This window comes from Planococcus sp. ISL-109 (assembly GCF_018613655.1).
GTDB lineage: Bacteria > Bacillota > Bacilli > Bacillales_A > Planococcaceae > Planococcus.
Map to the genome: position 1 here is coordinate 20,536 of NZ_JAGGPW010000006.1, position 20,158 is coordinate 40,693.

General features: G+C 49.3%; 17 protein-coding genes and 1 other annotated feature. Of the genes, 4 read left to right on the forward strand and 13 right to left on the reverse strand.

Going from position 1 to position 20,158, the window contains the following annotated elements; genetic code table 11:
- Window position 1: 1 nt before the first annotated feature.
- From J7E21_RS07745 to J7E21_RS07795, 11 genes are all read right to left on the reverse strand, one after another.
- A complete protein-coding gene (locus J7E21_RS07745; RefSeq protein WP_215106330.1) occupies window positions 2–748 on the reverse strand; it encodes a 2-phosphosulfolactate phosphatase in 747 nt (248 codons plus the stop codon).
- An 18-nt stretch (window positions 749–766) separates the two neighbouring features.
- The gene (locus J7E21_RS07750; protein ID WP_215106332.1) at window positions 767–1,360 is read right to left on the reverse strand and encodes a TetR/AcrR family transcriptional regulator; all 594 of its coding nucleotides are present in this window, start codon (window positions 1,358–1,360) and stop codon (window positions 767–769) included.
- 25 nt (window positions 1,361–1,385) lie between these two features.
- Window positions 1,386–1,934, reverse strand: a complete 549-nt coding sequence (locus tag J7E21_RS07755; protein WP_215106334.1) for a TRAP transporter small permease — start codon at window positions 1,932–1,934, stop codon at window positions 1,386–1,388.
- Between the two features lie 18 nt (window positions 1,935–1,952).
- A complete protein-coding gene (locus tag J7E21_RS07760; RefSeq protein WP_215106336.1) occupies window positions 1,953–3,275 on the reverse strand; it encodes a TRAP transporter large permease in 1,323 nt (440 codons plus the stop codon).
- A gap of 184 nt (window positions 3,276–3,459) precedes the next feature.
- Window positions 3,460–4,575 (reverse strand): TRAP transporter substrate-binding protein DctP, encoded by a 1,116-nt coding sequence (dctP, locus tag J7E21_RS07765; protein WP_215106338.1) that lies wholly within the window; start codon window positions 4,573–4,575, stop codon window positions 3,460–3,462.
- 56 nt (window positions 4,576–4,631) lie between these two features.
- The gene (locus tag J7E21_RS07770) at window positions 4,632–5,408 is read right to left on the reverse strand and encodes an enoyl-CoA hydratase/isomerase family protein (RefSeq protein WP_215106340.1); all 777 of its coding nucleotides are present in this window, start codon (window positions 5,406–5,408) and stop codon (window positions 4,632–4,634) included.
- A 12-nt stretch (window positions 5,409–5,420) separates the two neighbouring features.
- Window positions 5,421–6,401 (reverse strand): NADPH:quinone oxidoreductase family protein, encoded by a 981-nt coding sequence (locus J7E21_RS07775; RefSeq protein ID WP_215106342.1) that lies wholly within the window; start codon window positions 6,399–6,401, stop codon window positions 5,421–5,423.
- Window positions 6,402–6,435: 34 nt separating this feature from the next.
- Entirely contained in the window at window positions 6,436–7,662 is a 1,227-nt protein-coding gene (locus J7E21_RS07780; RefSeq protein WP_215106344.1) for an acyl-CoA dehydrogenase family protein, read from the reverse strand.
- On the reverse strand, window positions 7,655–9,235 hold the full coding sequence (locus tag J7E21_RS07785; RefSeq protein ID WP_215106648.1) for a class I adenylate-forming enzyme family protein: 1,581 nt from the start codon (window positions 9,233–9,235) through the stop codon (window positions 7,655–7,657). The genes J7E21_RS07780 and J7E21_RS07785 overlap by 8 nt, the downstream gene beginning before the upstream one ends.
- A gap of 509 nt (window positions 9,236–9,744) precedes the next feature.
- Window positions 9,745–10,461: a YebC/PmpR family DNA-binding transcriptional regulator gene (locus J7E21_RS07790; protein WP_215106346.1), complete on the reverse strand. Its 717-nt coding sequence runs from the start codon at window positions 10,459–10,461 to the stop codon at window positions 9,745–9,747.
- A 212-nt stretch (window positions 10,462–10,673) separates the two neighbouring features.
- Complete coding sequence (locus tag J7E21_RS07795) at window positions 10,674–11,771, reverse strand: nitric oxide synthase oxygenase (RefSeq protein ID WP_285228738.1); 1,098 nt, start codon at window positions 11,769–11,771, stop codon at window positions 10,674–10,676.
- A gap of 125 nt (window positions 11,772–11,896) precedes the next feature.
- Between J7E21_RS07795 and J7E21_RS07800 the strand changes: the two genes are divergently transcribed.
- A complete protein-coding gene (locus J7E21_RS07800) occupies window positions 11,897–12,697 on the forward strand; it encodes an HAD family hydrolase (RefSeq protein WP_215106348.1) in 801 nt (266 codons plus the stop codon).
- 60 nt (window positions 12,698–12,757) lie between these two features.
- Here J7E21_RS07800 and serA read toward each other — a convergent pair whose 3' ends face one another.
- Both serA and J7E21_RS07810 read right to left on the reverse strand, forming a co-directional pair.
- A complete protein-coding gene (serA, locus tag J7E21_RS07805) occupies window positions 12,758–14,344 on the reverse strand; it encodes a phosphoglycerate dehydrogenase (protein ID WP_215106350.1) in 1,587 nt (528 codons plus the stop codon).
- Complete coding sequence (locus tag J7E21_RS07810; protein WP_215106352.1) at window positions 14,344–15,501, reverse strand: pyridoxal-phosphate-dependent aminotransferase family protein; 1,158 nt, start codon at window positions 15,499–15,501, stop codon at window positions 14,344–14,346. The genes serA and J7E21_RS07810 overlap by 1 nt, the downstream gene beginning before the upstream one ends.
- A gap of 82 nt (window positions 15,502–15,583) precedes the next feature.
- Window positions 15,584–15,811: a binding site (T-box leader), on the reverse strand.
- Between the two features lie 348 nt (window positions 15,812–16,159).
- On the opposite strand from J7E21_RS07810, the gene J7E21_RS07815 reads away from it, so the two are divergent.
- Genes J7E21_RS07815 through J7E21_RS07825 form a run of 3 tightly spaced genes read left to right on the forward strand, consistent with a single transcriptional unit; the run spans window position 16,160 to window position 20,093 of the window.
- Complete coding sequence (locus J7E21_RS07815) at window positions 16,160–17,098, forward strand: glycosyltransferase family 2 protein (RefSeq protein ID WP_215106354.1); 939 nt, start codon at window positions 16,160–16,162, stop codon at window positions 17,096–17,098.
- Window positions 17,088–17,483, forward strand: coding sequence for a GtrA family protein (locus J7E21_RS07820; protein WP_215106652.1), 396 nt, complete (start codon window positions 17,088–17,090; stop codon window positions 17,481–17,483). Before J7E21_RS07815 ends, J7E21_RS07820 begins: the two co-directional genes overlap by 11 nt.
- Before the next feature lie 18 nt (window positions 17,484–17,501).
- Complete coding sequence (locus J7E21_RS07825; protein ID WP_215106356.1) at window positions 17,502–20,093, forward strand: YfhO family protein; 2,592 nt, start codon at window positions 17,502–17,504, stop codon at window positions 20,091–20,093.
- Window positions 20,094–20,158: the final 65 nt, after the last annotated feature.

Sequence of the window (20,158 nt, forward strand, 5' to 3'; positions counted from 1 at the left end):
TCTATTCAGTCGTCGATTTCACTTGACCGCGTTCTCTCACGATCATGCCATCTACATAAATCGGCACGACATCGAGCTGTTCGTGCTGGCGGATGACGAATTCTGCTGCGTCCGGAAAATTAAAACGCTTGAGCAAATCGGCCGTTTCACTACCCAATAGTTCCTTAAAACCTTCAGCAAGAGAACTGCGATATGCTTTTTGTGCAAGCTTCGCGGCATCCGATAGTTCATAATTGCCCCATTTCGTTAAATGCTCGACCAGCTGGCCGGCACCGATAAAATCTTCCATCGAGAAGCGGTCATCATTCCCCGAGCAAACAAGGACAATCGAAGATCCACCCTGTTCCTGGTGGATCCGCTCAGCTACCCGGTGGCCATTCACCAAAGAAGAAATATAAAGTTTTTTCGCATTCTTAGCTTTCTCAATGGCGATTGTGCCGTTGGTCGAACAGATGATGGCCGCCCGCCGCTCCACACTATGTTCGAGTAGAGCTGGGTCTGGATAGTCGAATCCGGCGAGTCCTTCGCCTTTTGATTCGCCGAGCAATAGATGCTCCGCCTGCTGCAGCCGCGACAGCTCGAGCGCTTGCTCTCTGCCCCGGACGGCGTGCACCGGCTCATAATTGCGGTCGAGCAGGAAGATGATTGTCGAGGTCGCCAGGAACACGTCGATGACCGCCGCCGTGCAGCCGGCGAGGCGCTCTTCTCTCACCGCTTCTTTTTGCGTAATGACATGTATTTTTCTCATTGCATCAATTCCTTCAGATCAGGATGTTTTCCGCAACATTTTCAATAAATGTTCGGCGTAGATTTCTTCCACATCTTCCGCTGAGTATTTACCTTCCGGCGAATACCAGACTTGGATCCAGTTAGTCGCTCCCAAAATGATCATACGCGCCATTTTTTTCTCAGGCACTTCAAATTCCCCCCGCACTATACCTTCATCGATGATGCGGTCGAACAGTTCGGCGTACTCATCGCGCTTTTCAATGATTTCTGGAATATTATCCTTGGAAAACGTCGTTTCGGGTTTGACGATCAAATTGAAGACTTCCTTTTCCCGGATCGCCACTTCGATATGATGATGGATCGCCTTGCGCATTTTCTCGACGGAAGGCAAATCGGCTTCTGTAATAGCCAGCATTTTTTCTTTCGCTTCCGTCAAAATCAATTCATGGCAACGGTACAATAATTCTTCTTTGTTCTTGAAGTAGTAATAGAGCGCCCCTTTTGTCATCAATAATTCCGCGGCAATGTCCTCCATCGTTGCATTATGATATCCCTGCCGTGAAATGACCAAACTGGCTGAACGAAGGATGTCCTCTCGTTTCTTCGCTGCTTTCTGTTCACGTAGATTCATCTCACTACCTCATTTGCTATTTTTTTTACAGGAGATCTTCCGTTTGCCGTTTCGGTTCTTCCATCAACAGGCTTGGCTTTTTCTCCAGTAGGTTTCGAATCAAGATAAACAGGTTCTCGACAATGATCATCCCGAACGCAATCGGAATCAAGAAGAACAACGGATACAGCGGATACAGCGTGCCTGCCGCCGGGAAGGCGATTCCGCGTTCGAGCCCGTTCATGGCATATGCCCAGCTGAATTGGACGATGAGCACGAGCACAAACAATTCGAGCAAGACCATCAGCAAAATAATGGCTTTTTGCATTCTTGGCCCGAATCGATCGAGCAATAAGTCCATTTTCGGCAAAACCCCCGAAGCGTAGACATAGGCAAGTCCGGGAAATACGACCAGCGGCATCATGTAATTCTGGATGATCTCAAACCCTCCGCGGATCGAACTGGAGAATACCGTCCGCATCATCACGTCATAGACGATTAAGAGCATCATCGCCACAACAGCTACGCCGCTGATCCAAATGCCGATGAGTTTTAAATAATGAAAGAGCCGATAAACTTTCCATACAGCTTCCATTCATATCCCCTCCTTTTCTTACATCGAATTCGGCAGCCACGTTGCGAGGCCTGGGAACGCGATCATCAATCCGGTGACGACAACCATCGCCACTAAAGCAAAGACCGTCGTCAGCCGGAAAATGGAACCTGGTGTGATGCCGCTGACACCCGCGACCGCATAAACGCTTAATCCGACCGGCGGGGTAATCAACCCGATGGTACAAATAACGGCGACAAATACACCAAACCATAAGGTATCAACTTGCAGCTCTACGATAATTGGCAGGAGTACCGGAATCGACATCAAAATGACCGCTGCTCCTTCAATGAACATGAACATGATGAACAAAACGATAGAGATGGCGATCAGCACGAGCGCTGGTTTATCCATAATCGGCTCGATCCATTCGATCAAGCGCCTCGGAAGGAGCGATAGGGACACGAAACGCCCAAAAATTTGCGCACCGATCATGATGATCATAACCATTCCAGTCAGCTTCACGGTTTCAATCAAGGATACTTTAAAGAAAGCAAAATTCACTTTCCCTAAAAGGAAGGCTGCAATCAACCCGACGAACGCCCCGACAGCACCGGCTTCGGTCGGTGTAAATACGCCGGTATAGATGCCGCCGAAGATAATAATGACGATTGCCACCGCGATAACAGCGGCGATGACCAGGCGAATAACCGGGATTTTTTCTTCTAGCGCCGACTCCTGAATTGTTTCTGTCGGCACAGCTTCCTGCTGTTTCTTTCCTAACTGGAAATAAACGAGCATGACGGAGATAAAGACGACCATCGTCAAGATTCCGGGAATAAATGCTCCGATAAACAAACTGCCGACCGGAGTTTCCGTCGCGACCCCGTAAAGGATCAAGATGATGCTCGGCGGGATGATGCCGGAAAGCGATCCACCCGTTGCCGCAACCGCCCCTGCAAGCGGCGCACTATAGCCATGTTTGCGGAGTTCTGGAATGGCGACTTGGCCAAGCGAGGCGGACGTGGCAGTTCCGGAACCGGAAACAGCGCCCAATAGCCCTCCGATGATCAATGTCAGAATACCGAGTAAACTATTTTTTCCTTTCGACACTTTATGAACCATATAAAAGATATCCTGGACGAGTCCGGATTGCAGGATGAACTGTGCCATCAACACAAACAACGGAATCGTCGTCAAGGTATAACTGGCCACGCGGTTGAACGGTTCATTACCTAGAAGCCCCGGCAAAATGCCGAACCCTTCCAAGAGGATCAAACCGATGATGCCGCTTGCGAGCAACACGGAGTGAATATACAATCCAGCGAGCAACAAGACAATCATCATGACCAAAATGATTCCAATAACCAGTAAATTGTCCATTCTCTGACCTCCTAGCTTCCATGATGGAAAAAGAGGATAGCGTCAATTTCTTGCGCTATCCTCTTCTTAGCCATTTATCCCGCTTTTACGGTCTGTAAGACTCCCACTTCTATAAGTGGGAGATCCACAGGCCATAAAAGTCCGATTGGATCAACTAACAATCACCGGGGGATGAAGTTTCTCTTTATTCCAGATTCATGATTGCATCCGGCACTTCGCCGCCTTCTTCAACCAAAAGATCTCTCCACATTTTGACAAGGTCATTGCCCGGCATTCCACTATCCTCGAGCAATTTTGCGTAATCAGTCCATGTGTCTTCGATCCCTTTATTGAAATGATCCTGAACTTCCTGGTCCAATTCACTGAATTCGACAAATTTACCGCCGTTTTCTTCATTCTCAGGAATGATCCCTTCTGCGCGGTCAATCCACTCCTGGGCGCCCGCTTCGAAGATATCCTCATTTGCCTGTACCATCGCTTCCTGGACGTTTTCCGGAAGCTCATCCCATTTACTTTGGCTCATGCCGATGAAAGCGTTGAAATGGCCGAAGTTGATGCCGGTCAAGGTGTAGCGGAACAAATCCTGGAAGCCATAGCCCGTCCAGTCGGCGATGCTGTAGAACGCCCCATCGAATGTGCCGCGGCTCAGAGCATCGTAAATTTCGACAGCTGGCATCGTCACGCTATTGATGCCCGTTTTGGCTGCATAAATTTCGTGGATGCGGGAAGGCGTACGGAGTGAAGTGCCTTCGACATCGCTGACGGTATTGAACTCATGCCCCGTTGTTGAAATTGAATACTCCTGAGTCGTTGAAACCGGGAATACTTTAAAGTCCCCGAACTGCATTTCAGTGTAAGTTTGGCCATCTGCCAGCTCTTCTTCACTTTCGAGGAGCTTTTTCCAGGCGTTCGATGCGATCAATGTATCGGAATGGTTAAGTGGCAGCATCGTCACTTCCGCCATCGGGAATTGGTCCGGCTGGTAAATCGGCAGCACCAATGCGACATCGACCGTGCCGGTTTGCAAAGCGTCGCCTTCATCCGGAACCGATACGAGTTCTCCGCCTGTAAACGTTTCAAACTGCACTTGGCCATCCGTCAACTCTTCGACCCGCTCCATCCACGGGACCATCGAAGCTTCCCACCAAGCGTGCTGGGCACTGAGACCCGTTGCAGCACGCAACGTGATTGTTTCTTCGCCTTCCGAACCGCCGTCCGTTGAATCTCCACCGCCGCATCCTGCCAGTAAAAGCGTCATTGCCGCACCCGCTGCTAAATAACGTGAACCATATTTTTTCATAATAATTCCTCCATCCGGTTTTTATGCCGTGGCCGCATCAAATGGTAACGCTTACATTATCTTCCTTGGAATTCCGGTTTGCGCTTTTCAAAGAAAGCCGTGACGCCTTCTTTATGATCCTCTGTCTGCAGCAGCATCGTCTGGATGAGGTTTTCCTGCATAAACGCAGCTTCCTGCGGCAATTCATCCAAGTGATTGACCAAGTACTTGACGTATTTATTGCTGATGCCCGGGCCCCTAGCGAGAAATTCTGCAAATGCCGTGGCCGCTTCTTCAACATTTCCTGAGGAAATCTGATTGATCAATCCGTGGCGCTCCGCTTGTTGTGCGCTTATCACTTTCGCAGAGGAAATCCATTCCTTGGCAAGCGGCGGGCTGATGCGTTTCCGCAATGCCTTGATGAGGCCGAGATCCGGGATCAAACCGATGTTCGAAAAGCTCAGTGCGAACTTCGCTTCCTCTTCCGCCACAATGAAATCCGCAGCAAGCGCTAGGCTGAAACCGGCACCTGCCGCATAGCCGTGAACGGCAGCGACGATGTATTTATCGCTGTCCATGATGGCTTTTGAGAGGCTCGAAACAAAATCGATCCACTCGGCAACTTCATGGGCGCCTCCGAGCGATTTCATCGCGGCGATGTCACCTCCTGCGGAAAAGGCTTTGCCTTCCCCCGAAAGAATAATGACTTTCACAGATGGATCCGACTCCAATTGCTTCAATGCCGCGAGCATTTCTTCGACCATTTCCCTGGATAAGGCATTGAGCTTATCCGGGCGGTTCATCCTCAGCTTGGCAATGCTTTCTTGCACTTCTGTTTTGACGAGATTCCCCATAGACTGTCCCCCTTATGGCGTTACTACTAATTTTCCGTAGGTTTTACGGCTGCCGAGCTGCTGTAGCGCATCGACAACCTCTTCAAATGCGAACTCTTTAAAGATAAGCGGTTTAATCGCCCCCTCTTTATACAGCTCCATCAATTCGTGATGGGCTTTCATTACTTGTTCGGGCATCAAATTGCGGAACAAGCCGAAATGGACACCGACAATCGAGTAGTTTTTGATCAACGCGTGATTGGTCGGCGCATCGGCAATCCGCCCTCCGGCAAAGCCGATGACGAGAAGCCTCCCTTCAAAGGCGATGCATTTTCTCGAACGGTCGAACGTATCGCCGCCCACGGGATCAAAAATGACGTTGGCCCCTTTGCCGCCTGTCGCTTCTTTCACTTTCGGCACGAAATCCTCTTCCCGGTAATTGATGACGATGTCAGCGCCGAGCTCTCTGCAGATTGCCAGCTTTTCCTCGCTCCCTGCCGTTGCAATGACCAGAGCACCCGCCGCTTTACCGAGCTGTACCGCCGCGGACCCGACTCCTCCCGATGCTGCATGCACTAAGAGCACTTCGCCTTTTTTCAAGTTTGCGGTGCGGTGAAGCGCGAAATAGGCAGTCTGATACGTAATGAACAGAGCGGCCGCTTCCGCGTAGGAAAGCTCATCCGGAATCGGGAAGATTCCTTCTTGCTTGACGATCACCCACTCCGCAAGACCACCGTTCGGAAGCATCGGCGTCGCGAGTACGCGCTGGCCGACTTTGCCTGCTGTTTCTTCTCCGAGCGCCTCGATCGTCCCGGCAATTTCCGCTCCCGGCGTAAAGGGGAGTTCCGGTTGTTCTTGGTATTTTCCTTGGCATTGCAAAATATCGAAGAAATTAAGCGCCGCCGCTTCCACTTTGATGAGCGCTTCACCTTTGCCTGGTGTCGGCTTCGGCAACTCGGCCACTGCCAATGCTTCCTGCGGTTCGCCGAGTTCCGTCACTTGCCATGCTTTCACTAATCATCGCCCCTTTCCCCTGACCTGAATGGCGTTACTGTTTCGCCGTGTTCGCTTTTAGTTGCTCACGCAGCTCGAGACGTCCGACGTCGCGCAGATGCACTTGGTCCGGTCCATCGACGAGGCGCAAAGTACGTGCGTTTGCGTAATGTTCCGCGAGCGGGAAATCTTCTGTCAGCCCGGCTCCGCCGAATACTTGCATCGCACGGTCGATGACATTGATCGACACGCGCGGCGCAGCGATTTTGATCATGGCGATTTCCTTGCGTGCCCCTTTTGCACCATGTTCATCGATTTTATGCGCTGCGTTTAACGTCAACAGTCGCGCCTGTTCGATTTCGATGCGGCTTTCTGCGATGATTTCCTTGATGACATCTTTTTCCGCCAATGTCGACCCGAACGCGACGCGGCTTTCTGCGCGTTTGCACAAAAGTTCCAGCGCACGCTCTGCAGCTCCGATTGCGCGCATGCAGTGATGAATACGCCCTGGCCCAAGACGCCCTTGTGCGATTTCAAATCCTCTTCCTTCTCCTAGCAGCATATTTCCCACTGGAACGCGGACATTTTCATAATGCACTTCCGCATGTCCTTGAGGAGCATCGTCATAGCCGAATACGGTGAGCGGACGGATAATTTTAACGCCCGGTGTATCAAATGGCACGAGAATCATCGATTGCTGCTTATGCTTCTCTGCGTCCGGATCAGTTTTGCCCATGACGATCGCGATGCTGCAGCGCGGATCCATTGCGCCGGTAGTCCACCATTTTTTGGCGTTGATGATGTATTCATCGCCGTCGCGGACGATGCTGCTTTGGATATTGGTGGCATCAGATGAAGCGACATCCGGTTCCGTCATCGAGAAGCACGAGCGGATTTCGCCGTTCAACAGTGGCTCGAGCCATTGTTTTTTCTGTTCGTCCGTGCCGTATTTGACGAATACTTCCATATTTCCGGTATCCGGTGCGTTGCAGTTGAAGATTTCCGGAGCGATCAGTGAACGCCCCATAATTTCACATAAATGGGAATACTCGTAATTGGATAATCCTGCACCGTAATCCGGATGGTCGAGGAATAGATTCCACAAGCCTTGTGCTTTCGCTTTTTCCTTCAGCTCCTCAATGATCGGTGGAATCGTCCAGCGGTCGCTTGTGCTTTCTTTGTATTCTTTCACTGTCTGTTCAGCCGGGTACACATAGTCATCCATGAATTTCAGTAATTCCACACGCAATTGTTCTGCTTTTGGCGATAATTCTTTAAGCATTTGATCGGCCCCCAGTTTCTTTTAATGTGTTTTTCAGTATTTTCCCTGACGCGTTTCGCGGCAGGCTTTCAATGAGCACAAACTCTTCTGGCACCTTGAATTTCGCAAGCGTTTTTTTGCAATGGGCTTTGAGTCCGTCCAGATCATTCGGATCCAGCTTCGGCCCAACGACAAACGCCTTCACTTTTTCGCCGAATACGGGATCCGGCTCGCCGATGACGGCTGCTTCGACAACATCCGGATGGCTTTTCAGCGCATCTTCCACTTCGATGGAGAAGATTTTTTCTCCGCCCCGGTTGATCATGTCTTTCTTGCGGTCGCGGATATAGACATAGCCGTCACTGTCCATGATGCCGAGGTCTCCCGAATGCCAATAGCCGTCCGTAAAGCTCGACTGATTGGCGGCCGGGTTGTCCCAATACTCTTTAATGATCATCGACCCTTTGATATACAACTCACCTGATTCACCGCGAGGCACCGTGTGGCCTTCCGGATCGACGATTTTGATATCGGCGACTTCGACCGGCAATCCGACAGATGTCACTTTTGAATCCGGGTAGCGGACTGGCATCAAAGTGGCAGGCGATGTCGTCTCCGTCGCCCCATACGCATTATGGAGTTCGGCGTTCGGAAACGCTTGTTTCAGCATTTGGAACGTCTGCTGGTAGATCGGCGAACCCCCAAATGCCACTTTCCGTACAAAGTCGAACGAATGCTTCTGGAATTCATCACTCGTCGACATCATGATGAAAATGGTCGGTACGTTAAAGAGAAAATTGATTTCATGTTTCAAGATCAGCTGGATATACGCTTCATTCTGGTAACGTTTCATGCTGTATACTGTGCCGCCGATATAGAACATATGCAGCAATTGCCCGACAAGCCCAGTGACGTGGAACATCGGAACGGCGACTATGGTTTTCATCGAATCGTCCGTTGCGAACCGTTTTTTGTAATTCATGACGCTGTGCACTGCATTGACATGGGCGAGCACCGCGCCTTTTGGGCGTCCCGTCGTTCCCGATGTATAAAGAATGAATGCGCCGTCCTGTTCATCGATTTGCGTCTGTTGGAACGGAGCATCCGCACTTAGCAGCTCTTCATAAGAGTTGCTGCCGCCAATCACAAACAACGTCGGCTGATCACTTTGCGGAAACCGGTTTTTTTCAATGGCTTCGCTCACTTTTTCTGCGTATTCCACTTCGGCGATCACAAGCGTTGGCTTGGAATGCCCGATAATGTATTGAAGCTCTTCGACTTGCAGTTTGACATTGATTGGAACCATTATTGCGCCGGCTTTCGCACAAGCAAATACGACTACCGGAAACTCTGCGCAATTGCCGATCACCGCCCCTACCCGATCGCCTTTTTTGATGCCGTGCTGCTGCAGGTTGGCGGCAAGTATTGTAGACTCATTGTCGAGTTCCGAATAGCTTAACGTTCGATTTTCCGTGACGACCGCATCTTTATCTCCGTAACGTTCCACGTTATCTGTAAGCAACTGGCCGATCGTCACCGGGCGATCCGTAAACACTCTCACCTCTGGCCGGCCGAAAAGTTCCATCGTTTCCATAACTGCCAAGCAAAGTCCTCCTCTCAAAACAATGTAAGCACTTACATGATATCCGAAAAAAATTTAACTCACTGGTCATTTATTAAATCTTGATTCAAAAAAAGTATAAAGTTATTTTTTTCGAATTGCAAGTTAATTTTTAAATTATTTTAAATATTCTTTTAATTAATTATCGCAAAAAACTTCTGCCCGCTTTTGGACAGAAGTTGATAGTTTTTATTTTAGAACATCCGGTATTCCACAAAACAGCTGCGCTTGCCGCGGGCGAGCGCTGAGCCGCTTCGTCGCTATGCTCCTGCAGGGTCTCGCTTTCCCGCAGGCATCTTGCAATTTTGCTCCACACCTCTTCATAAATAAAAGTATATTGTTAGAAAGAGCATCAATTTGCTAATTCATCTTAAATATAAGAAACTCTCAAACGTATAAGAGATTGTTCATTAACAGGCACTTACACTCCGACATCTTTGGTTGAAATGATAGCAAAGGTATATTTTTTAATTCATGGATTCTTATGCTAAATCCACGTTGTGGTAGACCTGCTGGACGTCTTCGAGGTCTTCGATCGCGTCGACCATTTTTTCGAATTGTGCCTGGTCGTCTTCCGATAGCGGCATTTCATTTTGCGGCAGCATCGTCAACTCAGCGACCGTAAAGTCGGTCACGCCGTTTGCTTTGAATGCTTCCTGGACAAGATGGAATTGATCCGGTTCTGCATAGACGATGACGATGCCCTCTTCTTCTAGGATATCCCGCACGTCAATATCCGCTTCCATCAGCAATTCCAACGCTTCATCCGCAGTCTTACCCTCTACGCCAATGACCGCTGTGTGGTCGAACATATAGGCGACCGAACCGCTGACGCCCATATTGCCGCCGTTTTTCCCGAATGCCGCGCGCACATCGGATGCGGTGCGGTTGACGTTGTTCGTCAATGTGTCGACAATGAGCATCGAACCGCTCGGGCCAAAACCTTCATAACGCAGCTCGTCATAGTTTTCTTCTGAACCGCCTTTTGCCTTTTCGACGGCGCGGTCGATGATGACTCTTGGCACATTGTAGGTTTTGGCACGCTCGAGCACGACTTTCAATGCTTGGTTTGAGTCCGGATCCGGTTCGCCTTGTTTTGCGGCTACATATATTTCACGGCCAAACTTTGCGTAGATTCTGCTTGTGTTGGCATCTTTGGAAGCTTTTTTCTCTTTAATATTATTCCATTTGCGTCCCATAGTTATTCCTTCTTTCTTAAATTTCTTACGATGAAGAACATCATTATGTTCTATTATAATACAATACCTTCCGCTCTATCGACCGTCAGCCGAAAAAACCGCCATCATTGTGCCCGTTCTTCTCCTGAACTTCCAATGAAAGACAAAAATCGCTTTGTCATACCACCCGAAACGATTCCAGCAGCATGGACAAAGCGATATATTTGAACAGTTCAGTTTTCATATGGTTCGTCTTGATAGAAATAATTCGGTTTGACGACATCGTTTTTATACGGCTTGTGGAAAATATGTGTCGTTGCAGGAGACACCGGCGGAATGAGCCATGCCCAATTTCCAGTGACGGCGCGCCCCTCCCGCTCTTCGGTTTTCTCGAAGTTTTTGAACTGCTTCGCGGCCGTATGATGATCGACAATGGTCACACCGGCTTGTGCGAATGATTCAAGTACCGCGACGTTCAATTCGACAAGCGCCTTGTCTTTCCATAATGTGCGCTGTGAACTTATATCGAGTCCCATGATCTCCGCCATGTTCGGCAATAGGTCATAGCGGTCCTCATCAGCCAAATTGCGCGCGCCGATTTCCGTTCCCATATACCAGCCGTTGAATGGAGCCATCCGGTATTCGATGCCGCCGATTTCGAGTTTCATATCCGAGATGAGCGGCACCGCATACCATTTCAAGCCCAGTTCGCCTAGTGCCGGCCAATCCGGATGCCCGATCGCCACTTCCAGCTTGGCGTATTCCGGCAGTTCAAACCATTTCGGTGCCTGCCCAACTTTACCGATCACTACCGGCAATACATCGAAATCGCTCCCTGCGCCCTGCCAACCGAGCGCTTCACATTGTTTTGTGAAAGCGACCGAAGACGAATCGCCGATAATCCGGCCTTCCCGCTCATATCCCGCATAGCGTAACAACTGATGATTCCAGATACGCATGCCGCCTTGTCCCGCTTGTTTGAAAATCGTGATGGCCGGGCGGATTTTTCCGTCATTGAAAGCAAAGCGCAAATGGCGAACGAGTGCCGCAAATGCCTGTTCTTCCGTTTCCACTTCACGTTCATCGAAAACTTCTAATGTTTTCCAAAAAAGACGCCCGATACAGCGGTTATTATTGCGCCACGCCATGCGCGCTCCGTGAGCCAGTTCTTCTATAGTGTGTTCATAGTTGCCCATCGCCTCGATTTCCTGTTCGACCACAGCGACGCGGCGACGGATTTCCGCTTGTTCTTTTCCAAGTTCCAAATAACAAGTTTCAATGAAATGAGCGGCCTCTTCAAACAGAAGAGTGCTTTCTTTCAGCTTTTCCATACATTTCACTCCTTTCCGTACATCGTACCACCGGAAACCGCCAGCGGAAGCCATATTTGTGACAACTCTTTGATTTTCAGCCGCACTTTAGTACACTAGTAAAAAACAGCAGGGGGCGGCACGAAATGGTGAAAGCAATTTTTTTTGATTTGGACGATACATTACTGTGGGATCAACAAAGTGTAAAAGAAGCTTTCCGTGAAACGTGCGAATGGGCAGCTGAACAAAGCGGCGCCGATTGCAGCGGATTGGAACAAGCGGTGCGGGAAGAGGCCCGGCAACTATACGCCGGGTATCCGACTTATGCGTTCACGCAAATGATCGGCATCAACCCTTTCGAAGGCTTATGGGGACATTTCGACGATCCAGGCGATGACTTCCAAAAATTAAGAGCAGTCGCACCCAGCTACCAACAAGAATCATGGACACGCGGGCTGAACCGCCTAGGCATCAACGACCCTGCTCTTGGCAAACAGCTCGCCAGATTTTTTCCGGAAGCGAGAAAGCGCAATCCGATCCTCTACAAAGACAGCCTAGAAGTACTCGATCAATTAAAAGGCCGCTTCGATTTATTGCTGTTGACTAACGGATCGCCAAGCCTCCAGCAAATCAAACTCGAAATCACGCCGGAAATCGCGCCGTTTTTCGATCATATCGTCATTTCCGGTGCATTCGGCCGCGGCAAGCCAGACGTGGATATTTTCCGCCATTCGCTGGAGAAGTTCGACTATGCTCCGGAAGACGTGCTGATGGTCGGCGATAATCCGATGACGGACATTCTCGGCGCTGAGCGCGCGGGCATCCCTTCTGTCTGGCTGAACCGCGAGCACAAAACGCCTCATGATAGTGTGATGGCGACCTATGAAATCCAAGACCTGACAGAGCTTTTGCCTTTGCTCGAAAAGCTCGAAGCTGAATCCGCATAATAAAAGCCCGTTCCGATGATGTCTTAAGACACAATCGGAACGGGCTTTCTCATTATATTTTTACAGATCAATAGCTGTGACGCCTTCGATCTCCTCGAGTTTCTTCAATTCTTCCAAATCTTCAGGATCGGCGTGCTTATCGATCGACAGCATCATAATTGCATCGCCCCCGACATTCGAACGCCCTACTTGCATCGTCGCAATGTTGATGTTTTCTTCACCGAGCAGTGTACCGACGCGCCCGATGACTCCCGGACGGTCATTGTGCCGGATGAATAATAGGTGGCCGAGCGGCAGGAAATCGACGATATAATCGTCCACTTTGACGATACGCGCCCCTTGCCCGTTCAATAGCGTACCGGAAGCTTTCCGTGTGCCGCTTTGCGTTTTCACTTCGACGGTAATGAGATTGGTGAATCCTCTTGATTCGGTCGATTTATGTTCATTGACATGGATGCCTTTTTGATTGGCGATATACATCGCGTTGACGTCATTGACGTGTTTGCCGAGATGGCGCTTCAGCATCCCTTTGAGCATGTTGCGCGTCAAGGGGCCGACTTCAAGGTTGGCTAGTTCGCCTGAGTAATAGACGTTCACTTCTTCTGCCGTTTCTCCTGTCAAATCGGTAAGGAACGTCCCGATGCGTTCAGCCAAATCGAAATACGGTTCGATCCGCTTCATGATTTCTTTCGGTACAGACGGCAAATTAACGGAATTCCGCACGGTGCCATATTTCACAAAGCTGACCACATCCTGGCTGACATCGACCGCGACGCTTTCCTGCGCTTCAAATGTACTCGCGCCGAGGTGAGGTGTTGCGATGATTTCCGGCAGTTCCAACAAGTGGAAATCGACCATCGGCTCCTGTTCGAACACATCGAGTGCAGCGCCTGCCACTTTGCCGGATTTCACCGCATCGTACAAGGCGCTCTCATCGATGATGCCGCCGCGCGCGCAGTTGATGATCTGCACGCCGTCTTTCATCATTTTGAACGCTTCCGCATCTATCAGATGCTTCGTCTCTTTCAATAGCGGCGTATGGACGGTGACAAAGTCAGCCGCTTTCAAGACGTCCTCTACCGTTCCGAAATCAACACCAAGTTTCTCCGCTTTTTCAGCTGTCAAAAATGGATCGTAAGCAATGATGTTCATGCGCTGGCCCTTCGCCCGTGCCGCCACTTCCTGTCCAATCCGCCCGAAGCCGACGACGCCGAGCGTTTTGTTTTTCAGTTCGACGCCGACATAGGATTTGCGATCCCATTTGCCTTGTTTCAAAGAGTTATACGCTTGCGGAATTTTGCGTGCCATGCCCATGAGCATCGCCATCGTATGTTCCGCTGCAGAATTGGTGTTGCCATCCGGTGCGTTGACGACGATGATGCCATGTTCGGTCGCCGCCTCCAAATCGATATTGTCGACACCGACGCCTGCGCGGCCGATGATTTTCAGGTTGGATGCTTTTTCGATCAATTCGCGTGTCACTTGTGTCTGGCTCCGCACGAGCAACGCATCAAATCCACCGATGCGTTCGATAAGCTCTGCCTCAGATAAATTCGTCTCCATGACGATGTTGATGCCGTCGGCGTGGCGAAGCGGATAAACGCCTTCTTCTGATAATGGGTCACTGATCAAGACATGAAATGTCATTAGTTATCCTTCCCTTCCAAAAAGACTTGCTGTGCGGCCGCGATGCCTGCGCCGAGTGTGATATCTTGCCCGAGTTTCTTCAATACCACTTCAGAGGCTGCGAGTGCCTGGAGCATCTCTGCCGGGGAGCAATAGCCCATATGGCCGATGCGGAAGATGCTCTTTGCAAGATGCTGCTGTCCGCCTGCGAATTCGATCGCGAATTCCTCTTTAAGCACTTTGCGGAATTTTTCTGCGTCAAAATCTTCAGGGTAAACGGCGGTAACTGTCGGCGATGCATCTTCATCGCTCGTCAACAAACGGACGTTCAATGCTTTAAATGCAGCGCGCGTCATGTCGCGCATCAAACGGTGGCGACGGTATACGTTATCGAGCCCTTCTTCTTCCAATAGATTCAGCACTTGCTGAAGACCAAAGAGAATGGAAATTGCCGGTGTGAACGGTGTCGTATCTTTTTCGATATTGTCGCGGTGTTTTTTCAAATCCAAGTAGAAACGCGGCTGCGGGTTGGCTTCGATTTTCTCCCATGCCCGTTTGCTCGCGGCGATGAAGGCGAGTCCTGCCGGCAGCATAAATGCTTTTTGCGAACCGGTGACGACCACATCGACGCCCCATTTATCCATTTCCGTTTCCGTTCCTGCCACACACGATACGCCATCGACGACGATGAGTGCATCCGACACTTGTTTCACCGTCTCGGCGAGTTCTTTGATCGGGTTCAACACACCGGTTGACGTTTCACAGAATGTAGAGAAGATGACGCGGATCTCCGGGTGCTCGTGAAGGAAGTTCTTCACGGCTTGCGGGTCGACCGCCTTGCCCCATTCCACATCGAATACATGCGTCGTAATTTTATATGCTTCACAGATTTTCGCGAAGCGTTCGCCAAATGCTCCGGTGACGAGCACCAATACTTCCTCACCTGGTGCTACCGTGTTGACGACGGCGCTTTCAAGTGCAGAAGTTCCGCTGCCCGTTATGATCATTACTTCTTCTTTAGTGCCAAATACTTTTTTCAGTTTCGGGCGAATATCCCGGATTAAAGAATAAGTGCTTTCCCCGCGATGGCCGATCATCGGCTGTGTCATCGCCCGTTCAACACTTGGCGGAATTGGTGTCGGTCCTGGAATTCGTAAAATCTGTTGGTCTGTTAGCATGGTTATTTCCCCTTTCGATTTGTAAACCTTTGTCGTGAAAATTGCTATACAAAAAAAGACTCTTCACCCTCACATCTAAGATGCAAGGGGCGAAGAGTCTTCTGTCGCGGTACCACCCTAATTCGCTGCCCAACACACAGACAGCCTCATTAAACATCATGCGTAACGGACATGAAGCGGATGGGCCTACTGATAAGTTCAGCGCATCTATTCGGGAGTGCTGCCTCGTGCCGGAACCGCTGATTCGCACCACCCATCAGCTCTCTTTGAGATTCCTGAACATTATGCCTGTCTCCGTCAAAATAGTTGGTCGGTATAGTTGAATTGAATCCATCATATATATGCAAAAAACTATTGTCAATATATAATAAATATTTAGATTTCTTTGCAAGCGTTTCCAATGCTGTATTAGCTACAAACAACTGGTAGGAAAAATTATTTTTCTTGTCCTCGCAAAACACTTCCGCCTGGCATTTTTATGGCATTTTTCCCCGTCGCGCCTGGCCGGTAAAAGGTTTGCAGATGATACAGAAGTACAATTTGCGTATAATGGACACAGCTTCCTTTTTGTTTTCCTGTTTTCAAGCATATTCCCCTGTAGACAGGGTAAAATGATCTTTAGGGAAGATTTGAAAGCCCATTGAAAGGAGACACCATTATGAAGCTGATCTCTATTGTTGTACCAGCTTATAACGAAGAAGCGAATATCGCTTCGATGTACACAACATTGGTACAAGAACTTGAGCCGCTTCCTTATCTGTATGAAATCATGTTTATTAATGACGGCAGCAGTGATGGAACTTTAAAAGAAATACTCAAACTCTCTAATGAACACGACACCGTAAAATACATTTCCCTGACCCGTAATTTCGGGAAGGAATCCGCTATGTTTGCAGGGCTTAAACGCATCAGTGGGGATGCTGCAATTTTGATGGACAGCGATTTGCAGCATCCATCGACACTCATCTGCGAAATGGTTGCCGGCTATGAAGAAGGCTTCCACCAAGTCGTCGCCAAGCGCTCGCGCAGCGGCGAATCGAAGCTGCGCAGCTGGCAGTCCGCCCTCTACTATAAAATGGTCAATTCGGTCACCGATGTCAGCCTAGAAGACGGCGAGGGCGATTTCCGCTTACTGAGCCGGAAAGCCATCAACGCCATCCTATCGCTCAGCGAAAGCAACCGCTTTTCAAAAGGCATCTATTCATGGATCGGCCTCAGCAAAAAAACCATCAATTATGAAAATGTCTTGCGCGCGGAAGGCGATTCCAAATGGTCTTTCGGCAACCTGGTCAATTATGGCATCGATGGCATCATCTCGTTCAATATGAAACCATTGCGCATCTGTTTTTATACAGGGTTTCTCGTGTTGTTTTTGTCGCTCCTTTATATCGCCTTCACGTTTTATCAAATTATGGCGCATGGCATCATCGCACCTGGTTATTTCACGACCATTACAGCCATCTTGCTGCTCGGCGGCATTCAATTGATCAGCCTCGGCGTCATCGGCGAGTATGTCGGGCGCATCTATAATGAAACAAAGCAACGGCCGCATTTCTTGGTGGATATGAGCAACGTGGATGAATACGATGAGCCTTAATCACTTGAATACGGAGTTTACCCGCTTTATCTTTGTTGGGGTCGTCAACACCTTAAGCTATTACTCCATTTACCTGTTTTTGCACAATGTGCTCGATTGGGTTTATATGCTCTCGCATATCATCGGTTTTTTGATCAGTTTAAACATCTCGTTTTTCTTGAACACTTACGTAACGTACAGAGTCAAGCCCACCTTGAAAAAATACTTGTATTTTCCATTGACCCAAGTTGTGAATATGTCGGTTTCTACGATCTTGATTTTCATATTTATTGAATTTCTCAACATCAACAGCAATATCGCACCGTTTGCCGCTGTGATTTTCACCATTCCCGTGACGTTTATCGTCTCTGGAAAAATCCTTAAGGCACCGGCGCAGCCAAAATAACTTAAAGACGGTGACCTTATGCGTTCGTTTCGTCCCTATCTTCTGATTGCCATTGCTTTTTTAGCCATGTCCGTTATCGGCCATGGCGTCTTTCTGTTTCAATGGACGCAAAATCAATTTATGGCAGGCCCGAATGATGGCCTCGCTCAAATGATGCCTTTTAAACAGTTGCTTTATGACCAGTACACGCGAGGGGAATTTTTCTACTCGTTCGATTTCGGCCTCGGGGCTGGAATTTTCAGTGAGCTGTCGTATTATTTTTCCACTTCCTTCGTCTACCTCGTGACAATCGCCGTTGTTTTTCTGCTCGAATTATTGCACATCATCGGTGAACCGACTGTGCTGTTTTGGGCGCAGGCTACAGTGCTCATCAGCATTGCAAGGCTAGTCGCCGCATTGCTGATCACTTATGGGCTGTTCCGTTATATGCACATCAGCCGGTTATCGGCGTTTGTCGGTGCCAGCATTTACGCCATTTCCGGCATGTATTTCCGCCATGTCGCGTTTTGGGAGTTTTTCGCCGATGCCTTCCTCTGGCTGCCGCTATTGATTTTCGGAGCGGAGAAAATTTTTCGCGAACAAAAACCCGGCTGGTTCATCGCTGCCGTCGCGATTTCGATGATCGATAATTTTTATTTTGCTTATATCAATTTCCTATTGACCTGTATTTATATCGCGTTCCGCCTGTTCATGCCATTGGTCGACGCTGAAACAAAACGCAAAAAAGCCATCGTCTTGTTTTTAGTCGCTGGATTGATCGGCGCCGGCATTTCAGCTGTGTCCTTCGTGCCGTCGGTTTATGCGTACCTCAACAACCACCGGCCGCCGTTCGAGCAGGAAATACCGTGGTTTGAACAAGCGGAGAACATTTTGTTCATGAGCCGCTATATACTATTGCCGGCGATTTTCGTGCTGTTCTTGTTTATCCCGGCGCTTTATCGCCTGCGCACATTCAGGTTATTTGCCTTGATCGGTATGCTGACGATTGTGCTGTACTATAGCCCAATGATCGGCAGTATGTTCAACGGCTTTTCCGCTCCTCAGCACCGCTGGGAATATTTCATTTCACTGGTGGCAGCTGGGGCGATTGCGAGCGGTCTGGATCACTTCCACAAGCTGCGTTTGAAAGACCTGCTTCCCGCTGCCTTTATGACCTTGCTCGTTTATGGGCTGTTTGTTCTGCGCGATGATCAGCTTGAATTCTCTACGCTGTATCCACGGCTGGCAGTGATCGGGCTGGTCGTCACTTTGGCGCTTGCATTGATGGCCACGACGGGCTCCGATGCTAGTAAAAAATTATTATTGGCCGGCTGGTTGCTGCTTTTCACACTGGTGGCCGCCAATGTCTACCAAAGCGAGAAATTGCTCGTCGATGGAAATATTGCCGATGTCGATGAGGAATTGATCACCGGAGAAACCTATGACGATACGGAAGTCCGCGACTTAATCGATCAAATCCAACAGCGAGAGACAAGCGAAATGTACCGGATCGACTGGATGGAAGGTGTCCGCAATAATACGCCGATCGTCCAGGGCTTTAAAGGACTCAGCGCCTATTCCAGCATCTTGAACAAAAACTTGCTGTACTTCTACTTAACTGAATTGGAAATCGATATGAAGCGTGAGAGCGTCAGCCGCTATGCAACACTCGGCAACCGCAGCAACCTTTACAGCCTCTTGCAAGGCAATTATGCGATACGTGAAAAAACTGATCTGAATGTGCCGTACGGCTTCCGCAAATTTGCGGCAACCGAAAATTACGTCGCATACCAAAACCGCTATCCGCTGCCTTTTGCGCGTCCCGCTTTCCAAGTTTTCCAAGAAGCGCAATTGGCCGATGAATCGCCGTTGCTGAGGGAACATGCCATGCTCAGCGGAATCGTCCTGGATAAAGACGTTGAAGCCCAACCGCTTCCCGACCGCTTTCCGGATGAGGCTAGTTTTGATATCGAAGGCGTTGACGCCACGTATGAAAACGGGCTGCTCGACATAACCGCTGAAACTGGAGGCATCGATTTGACGCTGGAGGAAATACCTGAAGAGGGCGACTTGTACGTGTCGTTCCACTTGGAAAATACCGCAGTGGATCAAGGATTTGCGCTCGAAGTCAATGAATACCGGACGACGCGCAAGTCGAACCAATCCATTTACAAGACCTTTATTGATGATTTGACAATCCGCGTAGCAGCGGCTGAAACGATCGAAATCCGATTGCCGAAAGGCGTCTACCGCTTAGCTGATATCGAAGTGCTGATAGAGCCTTATACGCTGTTGAAAGAACAGAACGCGCTGGCAGACCGGACGAGCGATTTGACGATCGACGGCAGCCGGGTCGACGTTTCATACAATAACCAGGACGATGCCCCTTTCCTGAATTTGTCGATTCCTTATGAAAGAGGCTGGCACGCAACGGTAAACGGCGAGCCGGTCGACGTGTTAAAAGCCAATTACGCTTTTCTTGCCGTTCCGCTCCAAGCGGGCGATAACCAAGTCGAGCTGCGTTACCGCCCACCATTCTTTTTATCTTCCCTACTAGTGACTGTATTGTCACTTGCTCTCGGTGTTTCCTGGCTGTTCCTGCGCAGGAAGAAAACGTCTTCTGTTGTATGACAAAAGACACCGTGTCGAATTGACGGGTTTATATACCCGCCAAGAAGTGTAATGTATGGTAATCA